The sequence below is a fragment of the Verrucomicrobium spinosum DSM 4136 = JCM 18804 genome, from assembly GCF_000172155.1.
Taxonomy (GTDB): domain Bacteria; phylum Verrucomicrobiota; class Verrucomicrobiia; order Verrucomicrobiales; family Verrucomicrobiaceae; genus Verrucomicrobium; species Verrucomicrobium spinosum.
On the sequence record NZ_ABIZ01000001.1, the window covers coordinates 7,369,688 to 7,387,846 of the forward strand.

Sequence of the window (18,159 nt, forward strand, 5' to 3'; positions counted from 1 at the left end):
TTCACGCAACTGGACGCATTCCGTCATTGAGGTGCAGCTCAGCTTTCTATTATACTCGCTAATTAGGACTCTGTGGCAATCTCAAAAAGAGACTGCTGCTGCCACAGAATTCCAAGAACACCCTGCCAGTGCCAAGTTCCTGCATCCTCAGGAGCCTGGGGTGCGACGTTGATTCACCATCCACGTGACGGTCACGGTTCCGGGTCCATCGGCCTGGCTTCGTCATGCGCCACGCAGTTCAGGGGGGTGGACAGCGCCAGCATGCTCCTACCGTCCCGGCCTTCATGTGGCCTCCACATCCATTCAGTAAAACATCTATGAAACAATCCACTCAACATTCCACCCCTGTGCACCGCAGAAGGCGGGGCATGGCACTGGTGATGGTTCTGGTGATCGTCTCACTCCTCATGACCCTGGTGTTGGCGATGCTCACCATGGGCTCCTCAGAGGCTCGTTCCGCAGCCGCGTTCAGTCAGACCAACCATGTGCGAAGTTTGGGCGAGATGCCTTCCACGATCGTCATGGGGCAGATTCGGGAGGCAACCTCCAAGCTGGAGATGACACACACCTGGGCCTCGCAGCCCGGCATGATCCGCGTCTTTGGCACCGATGAAACCCCAATTCCAGGAAGGGCGGCTTTGAAAAAAGTCTGGCGTCTCTACTCCTCCCCCAAGATGACGGAGGATGGCACAGCATTTGACGCGACGATGGAGGCAGGCACCCTTTCTTCCTGGAGCACAAACCCGGCGCTTTTCACCGACCTCAACGAACCCGTCGCCACGATTCGTGCCGATGGATCCGTCAGAAAGGTCTATCCCATTCTCGACGAAAATGCCCTGACCACCACAGACGGTGTTACGAAAGGGAAGATGGCAGGCTTTGGGCTGGCCTCCAATGCCGGACCACCGGGCGCATCTGAGTTGCATCCATTGCCGATGCCCGTCAGTTGGCTTTACGTCTTGCAGGACGGGAAGATGATCGCTCCTGTCAGCGGAACCGGATCCACCGCAAAATTCAAATCTGGCGACGTCACTGCCACCAACCCCATTGTGGGCCGAATCGCCTTTTGGGCGGATGATGAGACCTGCAAAGTCAACATCAACACCGCGAGCGAGGGGACCGGATGGGACGTGCCGCGAACCACGAGTTGGACGGACCGCACCTTTGCCTTTTACCCGCCGGGCTTCAATGAGTTTCAACGGTTTCCAGGCCATCCGGCCATGACCTGCCTGAGCACCGTCCTGCAGGCATTTGACACCAAGTACGATTATCAGTTTCCGAGAACCCAGGCGGGTGGGACCGTCTCCAACAAGGATGCCTACCAGTCCTGGCTCAAGAGCATCTACAGCCTCACTCCCAGAATCAACCTCGGCAATGAGAACGTGAGTTCCATGGGAGGCACAGTGCCCTACAAGAGCCTTGCGGGCATTCCACTCAAGAGAGAGCGCCTCTTCAGCTCGATTGATGAATTTTTCTATGGCTCCGGTTATGACGCTCCCAGTCAGCAAAGACTCCCCATCTCCAACGATAGCACCATCAATTCCCAGGACCTGGAGATGGGGCGCTTCTTCCTCACCGCCCACAGCCGGGCTCCTGAAGTCAACCTCTACAACCGTCCGCGCATCTCTCTCTGGCCCGTCCAGAATGAAACAGGCAAGCGCACAGCCAAGGACAAGCTGATGGTCTATTGCGCCACAACATCCAATCAACTGGGTGCATTCCAGCGGGCGACCACCTGGGACAAAACCTCCAGCGACACCAAACCGTGGTCTGCTCTGAGCCCTACTGAAGACTTCCAGATCCAGGGCAACCAGACGATCTTCTGCTATTTGCAGGAACTCACCAAGGCAGGAGCGCCTGGGTTTGGCTCCAGCAGTTTCGACGGCAAATACGGGGCACTCAATCGAAACCAGATTCTGCTGAATATGTTCGACCTTCTGCGCTGGGGGGTGAACACCCGAAACAAAAGGGATACGCCGGAGTACTTTTACCTTACTCCCGATAACTATCCAGGCGTCAAGGGAGAGCCAGCAGGTCAGGGATCGGCCGCGCCGGTTGTTGCAGCGAGCACTTCTGTAGAAACTTTCAGCCACAAGCTCAAGACGTTTGGCCGTTTCCCCTCAGTTGTGGAGGCATCAATCGTATTCATGGCCACGGACATCAAGAAAAAAGCGACTGACCCAAGTGTTCCACTCCCTCCTTCAGACGGGGACACCAACGGAGCACAAGCCAATAAAATGCGCGCTTTTTTGATCCTTCAGCCTTTCGCCCCTGTGGCCGGCCTGCCCAGCTACACCCCCTTGCTGCGCTACCGCATCAAGGGTTTGGATTCATGGAAAGTAAACGGTCAGGAGATGGGGTTCCCCGCAGACGCCGTCAATCGTTGTTGGACTCCTGGTGCCAAAGATAATGGGCGGTCATCTCCCTATTCCGGCCTGGTCGAACAGTTCCACGGGAAAACCATGGCCCCCAGCAGTGGGGGTGATGAAACTGCAAATTTCCCATTTTTCAGCGAGGAGATCGACCTCTCCTCCACGACCAAGGAGACGTTCGATTTCACAGGTGGACCCATCACGATTGAAACGCACATCGTCACCGGGCCGTCGGGCGCGGTGGGCGAGTCCACGCTGGTCCAAACCTCAACCATGGACTTTCCCAGCGCCTCTGGCTGGCCCTCACCTTCGCTCAGGTGGAACTTGAGCAAGATGCCCGCCAACACCTCTCTCGATGTTGCCAAGATGTACATGGACCTTGACCGGCGATTGAGGAGGACAAGCGCGGATACAGAGGTGTCGGCCGCGTGGATTTCAGAATATGTGATCGTCAAGGGTGACACTGTCCGCTCTGTCGTCGTCTCAGCCGCCTCTGATTCGACAACCAAAGGTGACTACCGCATGCTCTGTGCCCTGCGGGAAGTTCCCTCCCAGGCCTTTACTCACCACCCTGATTACTTCAGCACCACCAAAGCTGAGGCTCAATCCCTCAGGAATGGCGCAAAGACATCAGCCCCTCACTTTGGCCGGAGTTACGTAGGGCCAGGGACTATTTTCGGCCAGCAGCACGCTTGGCAGATTGCAGGCTACGACTTTGATTCGAAGAACAAGGTCACAAAAACCTACGGATTGCTCAAGGATGTGCAATACAGTGACGTCTGCCAGTCAGTCGGACCGATCAAACTGGATGGGGCGTTCAATGCGTTCGATCTGCCTGGTGACTGGGATACAGGAAGTGGCGGCTTCGAAGATGGGCCGTATGTCAACAAGCCGGATGACAACGGCATGACCACAGTGGGAAAGAACGGTGCAGGGTATTATGGCCGCATGGCCGGCCTAGGCCAAGATTACACCGAAGCCTCCTCGTTCTCCCCAAACCGTCAGATATGCTCGGCAGTGGCATTTGGATCCTTGCCGTCAGGGGTTTACTCCATGCCCTCCCCCGTGAATAAGGCGGTCCCATGGCAAACGCTCTTGTTTTGCCCCAACCCACCATCTCGCTCCACAGGAGCGGGGCAGGAACCGTCGGAAGCGGACCATTGGGGATTTAAACCGCCACGCGACCACTTGTTTCTCGATCTATTCTGGATGCCCGTGGTGGAGCCCTATGCGATCAGCGAGCCTTTCTCAACTGCCGGAAAGGTCAATCTCAACACCCAGATCATGCCCTTTTCATACATTCGCCGGGACACGGGACTGTGTGCCACGCTGCGAAGCCTGAGAATCACCGCTTTAACCCCCGACCTCGCATATGGAGGTGGCACACCTGCAAAGTGCTATAAGGATGTCAACTCGAGTCTGAGCTATGAAACAGCGCACGAGGTCAACATGGACGAAACGCTCAAAGGGCTCGCCCGGCGCTTTGACGCCGGAGACATCTATAGAAGTGCTTCGGAGATCTGCGACATCTTCCTTGTCCCCAGAAAAATCATTGGCCGAGACTATCCGCCTCATGACCAAACAGCTGCAAATCCCACCTATGCACAGATGGTCAACTGGTGGAACGGCTCCCTCGACAACCAGAAAGATGCGCACGAGCTCACGGGTGACAACCTGCGTGAATCGCCCTACAACCAGATCTACGCACGCCTCACGACGAAATCGAACACCTTCACCGTCCACCATCGTGTCCAAGTGCTGAAGAAGGCCCGCTCAACGGCGGCTGACGAGTGGGATGAGAGCATGGACCGGATGGTCGCGGAAACCCGCGGCTCCACCCTCATCGAGCGATACATTGATCCCAACGACTCCCAGGTCCCCAACTTTGTCGCCAATCCCAAGCAAAGCGGTGCCCTCGACGACTACTATCGCTTCCGCGTCATTCTCAGAAAAACGTTCGCCCCGTAGAATTTCCGTCACCTGCGGGTGTCGCGCGACATTTCAAGCCCGGAACCCTGTGGAGCCAGAGTTGGTCTCCACAGGGTTCCTCCTGTCCGGGCGCGCATCGCCGCTCGGGTCGCACACACTCCGTCTATGAAACACTGGTTACTCCCCATCGTTGCCGCATTCGTGGCGTCACTGCCCCTAAGAGCGGATCCGCTCGTCTATCAAGGGACCGAAGGGCCGGGCAAAGGAAAACACATTGTTTTCCTCGCCGGCGACCACGAATACCGGTCAGAGGAAACTGCACCCGCCCTGGCGCGGCTGCTGGCCAAGCACGAGGGCTTCAAGTGCACGGTCTTGTTCAACCTCAACCCCACGGATGGAACCATTGCCGCTGGCAAGTCGAACATGCCGGGCATGGAAGCGCTGGGCACCGCCGATCTGGCGGTGGTGTTCCTCCGGTTCCAAGTATTTCCCGACGAGCAGATGAAGCACTTGGACGACTACCTGAACCGTGGTGGGGCGGTGGTCGGCCTGCGCACCTCCACCCATGCGTTCAAGTCCGAAAAGGGCGGCGTCTTTGAAAAGTACAGCACCAACAGCAAAATCAAAGACTATGAGGGCGGATTTGGCCATCAGGTGCTCGGGCAGACTTGGGTCGGCCACTATGGCAAAAATCATGAACAAAGCACGCGGATCACGGTGATCCCTGACAAGTCTGCGCACCCCATCCTGCGCGGTGTCAAAGACGTCTGGGTACACGCCGGTGCCTATGTCGGCAAACCGGCAAGTGGTGAGGTGTTGACCATGGCACAGCCCCTCAACGGCATGACGCCAGACTCTGCGGCGGACACGACCAAGGCTCCAATGCCTTCGGAATGGACTCGCACCTACACATCTCCCTCCGGCAAAGTCGGAAGGGTCTTCACCTCCCTTTACGGTGCCTCTGAGGACCTGACCAACGAAGGGTACCGTAGGTTGCTTGTCAACGGATGCCTCTGGGCGGTCGGTCTGGAAGCAGACATCAAGCCTGACCTCAACGTTGCGCTGGTCGGCCCCTTCAACCCCAGCCCCTTTGGCATGAATTCTCACGTCCGCGGCGTCAAACCCGCGATGTATGAAGGCTTCTCCAGCCCCATCCCTGCGGCAGGCCCCAAACGCGACAGCGCGACCAGCAAAAGCGAAGAACTCAAGGGCGCATTGCCCATTCTCAATGTCGCCTTGAAAGCAGAGGCTCCCGCCAAGACCAAGGGAAAAGGAAAACAAAAGCCCGCAGCCGCTCCCGAGCTGCCGCCCGCTAGTGTGCCCGAGGGTTATCGCGACCCCCTCCCATTCACGTTTCAGCAAAACGATGTGGTCGCCATTCTGGGCAACGGCCTCGCCGACCGGATGCAGCATGATGGATGGACGGAGACTCTCTTGTACAGTCAGCTTCCGGGCCTGGATTTGCGCTTCCGCAACATGAGCACCAGCGGTGACCGGCCCGAGCGGCAGCCACGCAGTAAAGGCCAGATCTCCATGCCAGCCTACCTGCGCAAGGTCCAGCCCACGGTGGTCTTCGCCTTCTTCGGCTACAACGAGTCCTTTGACGGTGCCGGCAAGACAGACAAATACCGCCAGCAACTGTCTGACTTTGTCAAAACCACACGAAGCGCGCGGGCAGAGGGTGCCAAGGTGCCCCGAATTGTTTTATTCAGCCCCATCGCCGCAGAAGACACCAAAGATCCCAACCTGCCGGACAACAAAGCTCTGAATCGCCAGCTTGAGATTTATGCAAAAGCCACAGAAGATGCTGCCCGGGAGTCGGGTGTCGCCTATGTGGATCTGTATCACCCTTCCCTGGAGCTTTATCAGAAAGCATCCTCACGCCTCACGATCAACGGGGTGCACCTCAGCAGCGAGGGCAATCGCCAGCTCGCAGAAGTCATTGCCAAAGCTCTGCTTGGCAAGGTGACAGCGGCTCCCGCATCTCTCGAAAAACTGCGTCAGGTCGTGCTTGAGAAAAGCCTCTTCTGGCACAACCGCTATCATGCCTCCAATGGGAACGATGTCTGGGGCAGCAGGTCCACCCTTGCCTTCGTGGACGGCCAGACCAACGCAGAAGTCCTGCAGCACGAACTCAACATGCTGGATGTGATGACATCGAACCGCGATGAACGCATCTGGGCCTGTGCGAAGGGCAAGGACAAGCCCGTGAGCGACAGCAATGTACCGGCCCCGGTGCCCGTCATCTCCAACCTTGGCGGGAGAAAAAGTGCCAAGACTGCTGGCGCAGACCCCACCTATCTCAGCGGCGAACAAACCGCGAAGTCCATCGCGGTGGCAAAGGGCTTTGAGGTCAATCTCTTCGCAGACGAGGCGAAATTCCCCCAACTGGCCAACCCCGTGCAGATGCAGGTGGACACCCGCGGCCGGCTCTGGGCGGCCGTCTGGCCCACCTATCCCACTTGGGAACCTCTCAAACCCATGAAGGACGCCCTGATCATCTTCCATGATGACAATGCGGATGGGAAGGCGGACCGGGCGACCGAGTTTGCCAGGGTGCAAAACCCGCTGGGTTTTGAGTTCTGGAATGGCGGAGTGATCGTCACCTGCCGGTCAGAACTGCTCTTCCTGAAAGACACCAACGGGGACGACATCGCCGACAGCCGCACCATTCTCCTTCAGGGATTCGACACGTCTGACACCCACCATGGTGCCAACAATCTCACCCTCGGCCCGGACGGTGGCATCTATTGGCAGAGCGGCGTCTTCATGGTGCACAACTTCGAGCAGCCCTGGGCCTCCTCGCTGCAGACCTCAGCCTCGGCCATGTATCGGTTCAATCCTCGTCGCTTCAGCGTTGATGTGGTCGCCACCAACGCCCCCAACCCTCACGGCACGGCATTCGACTATTGGGGCTATCAGTACGCCACGGACGGCACCACCGGCCGCGCCTACCAGGTGCGCCCCAACGGCGGCAAGTTCAAGATGTTTGAACTGCTGAAGAAGGAAGTGAGGCCGGTGGCGGCCTGCGAGGTCGTTTCCAGCACCCAATTCCCGGATTCCATGCAGGGCGATTTCCTGATCTGCAACGTGATTGGGTTTCTGGGCCTCAAACACTACCACCTGGAGCGCAATGCCACTGAAGGCACGGTGTGGGGCGAACCTGCAGGCGACGAACTCACCATCCAAAGCAGCGGGCCCAATGGAGAAGTGCTCCAGGAGAAGTCCCGCGGCTTCCTCATGAGCAGTGACAAAAACTTCCGCCCCTCCGACGCCATCTTTGGAGCGGACGGCGCCCTCTATGTGAGCGACTGGCACAACACCATCATCGGTCACATGCAGCACAACGTGCGTGACCCCAACCGCGATCAGATTCACGGTCGCATCTACCGCATCACTGCAACAGGCCGCCCGCTGCAAAAGCCCGTGGCCATCGCGGGACAGCCCCTGACGGCACTGCTGGAAAACCTGAAGAATCCCGTGGACGGCATCCGCCACCGCACCCGGATCGAATTGAGCGGGCGCGATTCCAAAGAAGTGATCGCGGCGGTGCAAAAATGGACACAGCAGTTTGACCCCAACAAGGCTGAAGACGCCCACCCCCTCCTGGAGGCCCTGTGGTTGCACCAGCAGCACAACGTCCAGAATCCAACACTGCTTGGGCAATTGCTCAAGTCTCCGGAGTTGCATGCCCGCAACGCTGCCCAAGTGGCGCAAACCCTCTGGTCCAACGCGGGAAGCGCCCAGAAGGGCGGCACCATCCCCGAGGTGGAAGAGGAGGCACCGGTCAAAAAGTCAGGCGTTATTTCCGATGGCCCAGAGCTGACGGAAGTTCGCGTCGGCACCATTCGTGAAAAGCTGATGTTCGACATCAAGGAATTCACCGTGAAAGCCGGCAAAAAAGTCCGCCTCACTTTCGCCAACTCAGACTTCATGCCGCACAACCTGCTGGTGGTGAAGCCCGGCAAAGCGGACGAGATCGGCAATCAGGCCGTTGCCATGGGTGCCGCTGGCTTCGCGAAAGGCTTCATCCCCGACAGCCGTGAGATCCTCTGGTCCAGCAAACTGATTGAGCAGGGCAAGGAAGATGTGGGTGAGTTCCTCGCACCCACCCCGCCCGGAGACTATCCGTTCATCTGTTCCTTCCCCGGGCACCACATGGTGATGCGCGGCGTGATGAAGGTACGTTGAGTCAGGGGTAAATGTCAGGGTAAGCGAAAGCTGGACTGCGGTCAGAGGGTGTGTGAGGCGTTAGCTCATCCCCCTCTCCGCAGTCCAGTGGTCAGCAGGCAGTACGTCAGAATCAAAGGCGTTGACGATACCGGTTGCTCAATGGACCTCCGTAGCTATTCACTCCTGGGGAAGTAGAGGTGCCAGCCGGGTGTTATGAGGATGGGTACGCTATCTCCGGCGGTCACCTCAGTCAGCGACCCTCGTGGCCTTGGGGCGACTCTTGAGCCCGCAATGGTCCTCCACCGGCCAGATCCCGCTTATGGGAAAAACCAACCCTCCCAGGAACCCGGGTGGTGAGATTTCCTCTAGCCTCCAATCTCCCGGTGAAGCCGGCGTTGTGTCACGTGCTGTTGCCGGTTGATTGTACACCTCACTCCTCGTGGGCAACGTCTCCCACTCCGCCATGCCCCAAAGGCGCGACGTCATCCGGCGTGCCGAACTGTTTGTCCGGGCCTGCGGAAATAACCGTCATCTGTTTGCTGGACTGTGCGTGAAACCAGTAGGGGGTGCCCCATCGGTCCAACAGTTCACCCTTTGGAGAAAGGGCAACGTGCTGGGATGGAAAGACCACCAACCCCCGAAGGTTTCCCCCTTGGAGCGCTGCAACGACTTGATCATTCATTCCCGTCGGTACCGAACCCAATGAGCGCCGGTAAGATTCGAGAAGCACCTCGAGAATTCCAATGTCATCCTCGATCCCGGCATCGGGTGAGCCCAGTCGGGAGGTGGTTTCAATGACGGGGTCCGTTGTCTTCACGGAGGGGAAAGGAAGGGGCCGTGGAATGACGGGGTGATTGCCGGCTTCCGCCAACTTCGAAACTTGACCCGGTCCAACGTTCTTGGACACCGGCTTACCACCTGAGCCAGCCTGATTCGACTTCGCCAGCGGACCGAACTGCCACACCAACAACAGCAGTCCGGCTCCCGCAGATGCGAGTGCCGCCCCCCCGATTTTCATCTTCATGTTGATCTTCACTTCAGGCCCCTTCCTTTCAAACGTCTTATGCTCTTAGAAAAGCCCAAGGTTGGCCGTTGAGGTGGTCAGCGGGTTGTCAAAATGCGGCAGGTTGGGCAGGATCGCATCCATCGCACTGGATTGAACCCCAAACCAGTTCGCCAGCACGGCGGCATACTGGTCCACCGACACATCCGGGATGAGCAGACCCCGACCACTATGGGAGTCGATCGATCCAGGCTGGCCGCCCAGCTTGAGCGCTGGATAGTGGCCATACAGGTTCCTTCCCTTGACCCCTCCGCCCATGATGATGGAGTGGCTGCCCCACGCATGGTCAGACCCACTACCGTTGGAGAGCAGGGTGCGGGCAAAGTCAGAGGCGGTAAACGTCACCACCTTGTCAAAGGCGTTGATCGCCGGAGCCTTGAGCGCATTTCTAAAGCTCAGCAGCGCTTGACTCACATCGGCCATCAGACCCGAATGGGCCGCCAGCATCCCGGAGTGATTGTCGAAGCCCGAGACATAGATGAAGAACACCTGCCGCCGGTTGCCCAACGGGGCTCGGCCTGCAATGATCCGCGCAGCCATCTTCAGGTAGTTCCCCAACGGGGTCTGGGCATTGGCAAAGTAACTGTCAAAGTTCACCCCGGTGGCGGCCGCCGCAGCCAGACCCGCCGCCACCACCCCTTCTGTGTTGCGCGCCTGGCGGACAAACTCGTTGTACCGCTCCTCCAGCAGTTGGTCATGAGTAAGGCGCATGATGTCTTCGAACGCCTTCAACTGGCGTCCCAGCGCGCTGTTGATGTAGCCCCCGGTGACATCACCGGGGATGTTGTAGGCAAATTTGTAGTTCAACCCGTAGGAACCCAGGGACACCGGGCCATCCTGACCAATGATGTACTGCTCCACTCCGTCCCCTGACCCGGATTGGAAGGAGTTCAGGCCCGTCATGGCAACTGACATGGAGATCTTGCCCCCCTGGTTGTACGAGGCATTGATCAAGTCCGCCACCCGCCCGCCCCAGCCAGAGCTGAACGGCTTGTCTGAGATGGATGACTGCCACTGAACCTGCTGATCAGAATGGGAAAAGAGCCCCATGGGCACCGGCACCGTCCGGTTGATGAAGTCCGCCCGGCTGGCAATGGGATGCACCAGCGTTCCGACATTGGTCACGAAAGCAAGATCACCTGCATTGAACATGTCTGCCAGCGGCCTGGCGTTGGGGTGGATGCCCATCTGGGGGAACGCCCCTCCGTAGTACTTCTGGAAGGCACGGGTGGGCACGTCAGGAGCGGCGACGGGCAGGTTCAAGGAATGAAGCCCCGCCCGCGGTTGCACCAAATTGCCACGCGCGGCCTCATAGTCGCGGCGCGCCTCATCACTCGCCGGATCCCCCATGGGCACCAGCATGTTGTTGGCATCGTTGCCCCCGCCGAGAAAGACGCACACCAGCGCCTTGTAGTCGTCCGTCCCGGGCGGCGGATCTGCCGCCACCGCCAGATTCATGAGCCGGATCTGCGCCAGGGCGTTCACCATGCCCGTGACCCCCATGGAAGCACACGCGGTGCGGCTGAGGAAGGCACGTCGGGTGTCCATCTTCTTGGTAAGTGAAAGGTTCATCTTGGTGATCTTGTAATGGCTTACTTCTGAATCATTCCGCAGGGGGAAGTCATGACGAGGGCAGACGCCAGCCGCAGACGCTCCTGTAGAGCCGACATCTGGGTCTGATGGTTGGTGCTGGCATCCGAGGTGGAGTTCAGGTACACCGTGTGAATGATGATGTCCCTGGGGTTGTCCCCCCTTGGCGCTGCCGTTGAGAAACCGGCTCCATGCCTGGCCTTGAGCGCCCCGCTGCAATAGTAGAGGTCAAACTGGTCCACCAGCGCAGCACAGGCCTCAATGATGCTGTTACGCTGATTGAAGGCTGAGTCAGCCGGGCTGATCGTCTCGTCCCCGTTGGTGTCCATGATTTGCATGTAGGGCTCTTCCAGTCCCGTCGTGCTTGTCACGACATTCACATCACCGGGCCTGTAGCCGAACGGATTGTAAACCGGGTGGGGGTCGCCATTCGCATCCACGTTGTTCTGAGTCCGCAGATCGCGTCCCACAAAGCTGGACAAAAAGAACCGGTTAATCTGAGAGATCGACGTGATGGCATCGACCGTCTGAAATTCAGGCACCGCCAAACCGGCATCTGCGATGGCACCCGGAAGGGTGAAGTCAGGCAGGAACCAGTTGAACACGGAGGGTTTGCCAAACGGCAGCTGTTCAAGGGTCTCTTTCTTGAAGCGAATGAAGGTGGGTGGCGTTTCAAACTTGGCCAGCTCTGTGGGGAAGCGATTGGCCATCGCATAAGCAGGCCCGTACCACGCCTTGGCAAGGACGCCGGTATCCGCGAGGTGCGAAAAAGGAATGTCACTGTGCGCTTGCAGCACACGGAGCCAGCCAATCGCCTGAACGACAGGCTCTTTCTTCCGACCATAGGCAGCGCTGCCGGCAACATCCAGAGAGCGGGCCTCATAATCCAGCAGAACCGCCTTGATGACGGCACCCAGATTGCCCCCGGTGTTTTTCCATACCTGGGTCACCCTGTAGATGTAGCCGGCGGACGGGTTGGAGGTCACCAGGCGCTGAATGATGCGGCGGATGATGAACGGGGCAGTGCTGGGGTGATTGGAAAGGAAGTCCATCACGGCATCCAGATCTGTCTCCCCGGTGCCTCCTGCCGGGATATTGAACCCAAGCACGGGGAAGGTTTTGGCTCCCGTGTCGTGATAGTCACTGAAGTTCTTCATGCGCTGGGTGACACGCTCCTGGTGGGGAGAGCCGCCGTCGCCCATGAAAAAGTTCGCATTGTCCCGCATCACCCCGTTTTTCAACTCCCTCGAATAGCCCCATCCTGTGAAAACTTTTGCCATTTCCGTGATGTCTGTCTGCTCATAGGTGGGCAGGGGCAGGCCGTTCTGGCCCAGCACCAGCGAGCCGTCTTCATGCAGATGCAGGAGACCTATCGAGAAGAGTTGCATGACTTCACGGGCAAAGTTCTCATCGGGCAGTGAGATGGGATTGCCGCTCGCGTCATACCGGGCTTTCTGATTGCGCAGGTGGGAGAGGAACAGTCCCATCGTGGGATGGGTCGCAACCCCTTCCAGAAGCGTCCGGAAGCTGCCCGTACAGCCATTTTTAAGCATGTCTTCGAAGTGACTCACCCCTACGTGCTTCTCGTACAGCCTGTCATCGTCGTTGATGACAAATATCTCTGAGAGCGCGAAAGCACTGCGGCGGCGCAACTGGTCAGGCGCATAGATGGCGTAAGTATGCCAGCATTTGGTCTGGTTGCCCGGCAGCGCTTTCGTGATGCTAGGATCATCCGAGGGGGCGCCCAGGGTGTTGAGATAACGTTCATGGGCATCGGCCGCATCCACCGCGGGCGCAAGATCCGGGGAAGGGCGTGAGAACTCATTGTCAATCCAGGCAGAAAACGCCGCCATCCGGTCCCCATTGTAGGGAGGGGACATGACCATCGCCTTCATCGCCTCTACCGAAACTTGTGTAGGGCCAAATGTGGCCTGAGTCAGGAAGCGGAAGATGTCGCGCTCCAGATCCGATCCTGTCAACGCTGGCAGGGCCGGAGGGGCAGGTGGGATCACCAGCTCCGTGGATCCACTGATGGGCACAAAGGGACCACTGATCTCTCCGGAGGGGTTGGTGATGGAGGCAATGTTGAGGTGGATCCCCGCGTCGAGCAGTTTGTCGAGCACGGCTTGATCTGTGGTCAGGATCTGTCCCGCAATGATGTCCCAGGAGGCATCTTCCGCCTGACCTCTAGGCAGACTCTTGAGGTGCGTGCCCAGCGGGCTGTTGATGGTCAATATCGCCGTGGCCTGGGAGGAAGTAAGACCATAGAACCTGATGTTGACCAACGCCGAGGCGTTGTCCCCCTTGAGGCGGATGGTGGCAATACCCGACCCCTCTGAGGTGACGCCTGCCATGGGTGCGAGCTGGGCCACAAGCAGCTTGTCATTCGCCGGCACGTTCGTGGCATCATGGATCTTGACCAGTGTGCGCTGGGTGCTTCCCAACGGCCCGCAGGCCAGGGTTTCAGGCACTTCCACTGCACCATCCTGCACGGGTGCCACGAGCACCTCCACACTGGAGGATCCGGCAGGAATCAGAACGGCCCCTGAAATGGGCGCGCCACCCATCGACTTCAGGACAAAGTCGCTCGTGGAGGCCGATCCCTTGGTGCCGTCTGGATCGCCCCCATAGGTCAAGATCACAGGAAGTGCGCGAGCGCTGGATCCCGTGCGCGAGATTCTGATCACCGCAGGGGTCTGCTCTTTCTCATACCCCAGAGCCGAAACCGTCGATACAGAGACAATCTGGTTGGTCACGCCGGCAGCCCAGTCCTGAGCGAGGATGAGATCTGCACCAGGTTGCCCGGTGCCAAAAGAGTCAGGATTAGTCGGGTCAAAGCCCTTGATTGCCCTTTCTTCCCAGTCTGTCAGTTGATCGCCGTCCTGGTCACGATCCACCACCGAAACCCAAAACTCGGTCTGGCCTGCGCTGACATTGATGGTGATGGGAAGCTGTCCACCCGTGCCCGGCACCGGATCCCCGATCCGGCTCCAGTGGATGCCTGTCACGTCAGCAGCATGAACCTGGTAAGCCTTGCCCAGCAGGCTGTTCACAGTTAAGGTCACCTGGTTGGCCGCCGGCCCGTTGCTCACCACCACACTCAGTTTCGAGTTCACGTCACGGGGATTGGTCCCCGCTTTCATCTCCTCATAGTTGGACTGCCCGTCTCCGTCGGCATCCGCGGCACGTGCCTCAGGCGTGGCCACCAGCATCCCCGCGTCAAAAACCGCACTCCACACCTTGCTCAGCCTTCCATAGGAAGAGACCGTCGTCTCTCCCGGCACATCGTTGTCCACGATCAGAGAGTTGACGGGAACCTGCGTCGCGCCATCCAGGCGAATGCGGCCCGCAGTGAGCAGTGGCCCGAAGTTGAAGTTTTCCCCGGCAACAGTGATGGTTCCCCTCCCCCCACTGAGAAGGTTGATAGAGCCGACACTAAAACGGGAGTCAGGCATGCTCCGCACGATCAACTGCCCGCCATTCAGCGTCGTGATACCACTCCCTCCACGATACTCACCGCAGATGAGCCGGGAAGCCCCGGTGAGTTGCAACGAAGCACCCGTGCTGTCCAGGCTGAAACGGGTAGCACCCAGATCCAGTTTGGCATCAGCCTGAAGTGAAATCGTAGCCGGCCCCAGAGGGGCCAGGGAAAGACCGATAGTTCCCTGAGTGTGAATGAACGCGCTCTGTCCCTTCAAGTTCAAAGTGCCCCCACTCAGCTTGATCGTATCTGTCGTTCTCGAAATCAAAGTGGCATCCCCTTGCAGGGTGACCACTTTGTTGGAAAGCGCATGCTGTTCAGAGGAGTTCGCAGGGTTGTTCAAAATTTCCGCGCGACCTCCGCTGCCAATCACCCCTGGCTTGGTTGAACCTGGAATCCCAAGGGTCCAATTGCTGCCAGCCGAGAAGTCGTTGCTCGAAACTCCGGTCCAAATCGTGTCGGCAGCAGCCAATGTGCCGCCCCACGTCATGATGAGACATACCAGACTATTGATGGTTTTCATAGGAAGGTGGGCATTGCAAAAAACAAGAGGTCTTGAGAATTTCCGTTGTCCCCGGTGGGACATGAGAGCGACGCTACCCAGATGGCTGCAGCGTCAGTGGAGGCGTTGAGACAGGGGCTCCAAGGATGCCAGCCGCCGGGGTAGAAGTCATCCCCGCGGCAGCGGTCGCACCACATAGTTTCCCATCATCAGCATCCCGTAACAGGCGGGATGGGCATTGAGGACGCCCAAACCAGCACCATGATGTGAGACTTCGACGATCAACACAGATCTATCCGGAACAACGCGCAGGAAAAAAAGTATCATTTGCGCTAATCTATATGCATCTTTGCGTTAATATTACCTTCCAAAAATGCACCAGGCTTGCTGCACCGGAATGAAGGGCCTTTTGGCATAAGATGGTTCCTCCGAGGGCTGATCGCAACCAAGACGTGAGGTGAGACATGTAGTTTTAGAGCATCCTAAAATGAAGCTTCATTTCCTCTAACCCCATCACCACCCCAATTCACCAGCATGAAAAAAGAAATGGTGTTACCAAGATCGTTCCAGTCCTCTTTCTTTGAGAAAATGGGCGGCGAGCAGCAGTTCCTGATGCTGATCGATCAACTGCCAGACGTGGAATATTTCGCCAAAGACAAAGACGGCCGCTTCGTGGCGGCAAGCAAAAAGACCCTGCACCGGATAGGCATGAAACGGGAGGAGGAACTTCTGGGGGAGTTTGATTCAGCCATTCATCCTCCCAACGTCGCCCGGGCCATCCGCCTCGATGATATCGAAGTGATGACCACCCGCCAGCCGTTGGTGGACCGGGTTGAAGCGCTCTACGCCCACAGCAGAACCCGAGAATGGTTTCTCACCACCAAACTGCCCATCGTGGGCCCTGACAACGAAGTCATCGGAGTCATGGGGTTCGTGCGCCCCTACCGACACCTTCCGTCAGGAGGGGACCGTGATACCCACCTGCAGAAGGTGGTCGCCTACATTCGAAAAAACCACCGCACGCGCATCCTGGTCTCCAGCCTGGCAGACATTGCCCGGATTTCCCAGAGACAGCTCAACCGCAAGTTTCAGGAGTGTTACCACATGAGCGTCCAGGAATTCATCATGCGCACTCGCATACAGGCAGCAGGTGAGGAGCTCATTCACACAAACAAAACCATCGGTGATATCGCGCTGGACCATGGCTTCTACGACCAGAGCTTCTTCACCCGTTACTTCCGCCGTCAGACAGGGCAGACACCCCTGGTCTATCGCCGCAACGGACGCAACAGCACGGCGGCCTAGCAGGGTGAAAATTCCAGCATGGAACAAAGCCGGATACGCGCCCCCGCCGCATCCGGCCCGACAAGACCTACGACCGCGGGACTTCTGGTGTCTCCCCCGCCCGCCAGCGGGCTTCCGTGACTTCAGGATCTTCTCCAGTCTCCTCCACCATGGCTTTGTGCATCGCCTCCATCCTTGGCATGTTTTCCTCTTTTCCGGCGAGATTGTGCAGCTCCCGGGGATCTTCTCGAAGATTGTAGAGTTCCCTTTCCGGGCCATGCAGTTCGTCCGCGCGTGTGTGGTACACATACTTCCAGTCGCCCTGGCGGATCATGGCGAAGCCGGATGCCACATAACTGGCATAGTACTCGCTCACCGCCAGGTCTCTCCATGGTGCCGAATGGTCATCCAGCCACGGGATCATGGAGACGCCCTTCCAGTCAGAAGGCACCTGTGCCCCTCCGATGGCGGCAATGGTCTGCACCAGATCCAGCACCCCACAGGCACCAGTACGATGCTGCCCCCCTTTCCATCGTGACGGCCAGCTCACGATGAGCGGAACACGCGCACCGGAGTCAAACATGCAGTTCTTCCACCAGAGCCCGTGTTCACCGAGATTCTCGCCATGGTCAGAGGTGTATATCACGACCGTATTCTCCGCGAACCTTGAGTTCTTGAGAGCCTCCAGCACCATGCCGATCTGGTCATCGATCCATTCCACCCGTGCATAGTATCCTTCAAGGGCGCGTTTGGCCAATGCAGGTGGGACGCGTTCAAATTTTCGGTCATTTCTCAGGTGCCGGTAGTTGAGCGGCAGGGTGTCCACGTAGCCGGGAGGGACCTCCGGAAATGGCACCTTGTCCCTGAAGTGCTCAAGGTACTCCGGCGGTGCCACAAGCGGGTAGTGTGGCGCGATGAATCCAATGGTGAGGAAGAACGGCTTGTTGTTGTCCGCACCCCGTTCTTTCAAAAACTTGATGGCGTGATCGCGTCGGACGACATCCACGAATTCATCCATGTCTGCATGCTCTCCCGCATGCTCAAACTCCTCCCCCAGTTCGTCACCGCGATCTTCAAACCGCCCGGCCGCCAGTCGCTGCCTGGGTTTGATGGCGTTTGAACCGCGCGCAGCCCGCTCTGCTCCTGGTTCCTTGCCCGGGGTTATCCTGCCGTCTTTTTCTGAGATGATCTGATAGCCGTGGGTCATCCCGCCCTTGTAGTGCATCTTGCCATTCAGGTAGGAATCGTAGCCCGCAGCATTGAGGATGCGTGCGAGGCTGGGTGTTCCTTCTGGAACGCCCGGCGTGTTGCTCCAGACTCTGTGGCCGGACACATACTTGCCGGTGGTGAAAGACTGGCGCGACGGAGTACAGATGGGAGAGGCACAGTAATGAGCGTCAAAGAGAACGCCCCGCTCTGCCAGCGCATCCAGATGGGGCGTACGGGCCACCTTGTCCCCGGCGCAGCCCATGACACTGGCGTTGTGCTCGTCCGTCATAATGACAATGATGTTGGGGGGGAGCGGTCTCGCTGCCCTTGCACCAGTAACAGCTGTACCCACCAGAAGACAAATGGCGGCCAGAAAACCACCGCATGAGGCGATCGCTTGTTGATGAAGACCCTGCCGGACAGGTCGTCGCGTTTTCGTAGGTGAAGCATTCATATGATTTCCAAATGTCCCACTGCCGCAGTTCGGTTGCCTAAATCATCGGCACCAGACATCGGAAACTGCACTCTGCGCCCCGTTGTTCCCCGCACTTGTGGA

7 protein-coding genes are annotated in these 18,159 nt (G+C 58.3%); 3 read left to right on the forward strand and 4 right to left on the reverse strand.

Going from position 1 to position 18,159, the window contains the following annotated elements:
• Positions 1-317 precede the first annotated feature (317 nt).
• Positions 318-4,340 (forward strand): Verru_Chthon cassette protein A, encoded by a 4,023-nt coding sequence (gene vccA, locus VSP_RS29975; RefSeq protein WP_009965382.1) that lies wholly within the window; start codon positions 318-320, stop codon positions 4,338-4,340.
• Positions 4,341-4,466: 126 nt separating this feature from the next.
• Entirely contained in the window at positions 4,467-8,492 is a 4,026-nt protein-coding gene (locus tag VSP_RS38060) for a PVC-type heme-binding CxxCH protein (protein WP_009965383.1), read from the forward strand.
• A gap of 412 nt (positions 8,493-8,904) precedes the next feature.
• Here the strand turns inward: VSP_RS38060 and VSP_RS42780 are convergent, their stop codons facing one another.
• The 3 genes from VSP_RS42780 to VSP_RS38065 are packed head-to-tail and all read right to left on the reverse strand — an operon-like array spanning position 8,905 to position 15,131.
• Positions 8,905-9,498 (reverse strand): hypothetical protein, encoded by a 594-nt coding sequence (locus VSP_RS42780; protein ID WP_198141261.1) that lies wholly within the window; start codon positions 9,496-9,498, stop codon positions 8,905-8,907.
• A gap of 45 nt (positions 9,499-9,543) precedes the next feature.
• Positions 9,544-11,109, reverse strand: a complete 1,566-nt coding sequence (locus VSP_RS29990) for a DUF1501 domain-containing protein (RefSeq protein ID WP_029190876.1) — start codon at positions 11,107-11,109, stop codon at positions 9,544-9,546.
• Between the two features lie 20 nt (positions 11,110-11,129).
• Positions 11,130-15,131: a DUF1800 family protein gene (locus VSP_RS38065; protein WP_009965387.1), complete on the reverse strand. Its 4,002-nt coding sequence runs from the start codon at positions 15,129-15,131 to the stop codon at positions 11,130-11,132.
• A gap of 513 nt (positions 15,132-15,644) precedes the next feature.
• On the opposite strand from VSP_RS38065, the gene VSP_RS30000 reads away from it, so the two are divergent.
• On the forward strand, positions 15,645-16,415 hold the full coding sequence (locus VSP_RS30000; RefSeq protein WP_009965388.1) for a helix-turn-helix domain-containing protein: 771 nt from the start codon (positions 15,645-15,647) through the stop codon (positions 16,413-16,415).
• Between the two features lie 67 nt (positions 16,416-16,482).
• Here the strand turns inward: VSP_RS30000 and VSP_RS30005 are convergent, their stop codons facing one another.
• A complete protein-coding gene (locus VSP_RS30005) occupies positions 16,483-18,057 on the reverse strand; it encodes a sulfatase family protein (RefSeq protein ID WP_081452810.1) in 1,575 nt (524 codons plus the stop codon).
• Positions 18,058-18,159 lie beyond the last annotated feature (102 nt).

Excerpts from the sequence above, each read along its gene's own strand:
- vccA (WP_009965382.1), top strand. The coding sequence starts at position 318 with ATGAAACAATCCACTCAACATTCCACCCCTGTGCACCGCAGAAGGCGG.
- VSP_RS38060 (WP_009965383.1), top strand. The coding sequence starts at position 4,467 with ATGAAACACTGGTTACTCCCCATCGTTGCCGCATTCGTGGCGTCACTG.
- VSP_RS42780 (WP_198141261.1), bottom strand. The coding sequence starts at position 9,498 with ATGAAGATGAAAATCGGGGGGGCGGCACTCGCATCTGCGGGAGCCGGA.
- VSP_RS29990 (WP_029190876.1), bottom strand. The coding sequence starts at position 11,109 with ATGAACCTTTCACTTACCAAGAAGATGGACACCCGACGTGCCTTCCTC.
- VSP_RS38065 (WP_009965387.1), bottom strand. The coding sequence starts at position 15,131 with ATGAAAACCATCAATAGTCTGGTATGTCTCATCATGACGTGGGGCGGC.
- VSP_RS30000 (WP_009965388.1), top strand. The coding sequence starts at position 15,645 with ATGAAAAAAGAAATGGTGTTACCAAGATCGTTCCAGTCCTCTTTCTTT.
- VSP_RS30005 (WP_081452810.1), bottom strand. The coding sequence starts at position 18,057 with ATGAATGCTTCACCTACGAAAACGCGACGACCTGTCCGGCAGGGTCTT.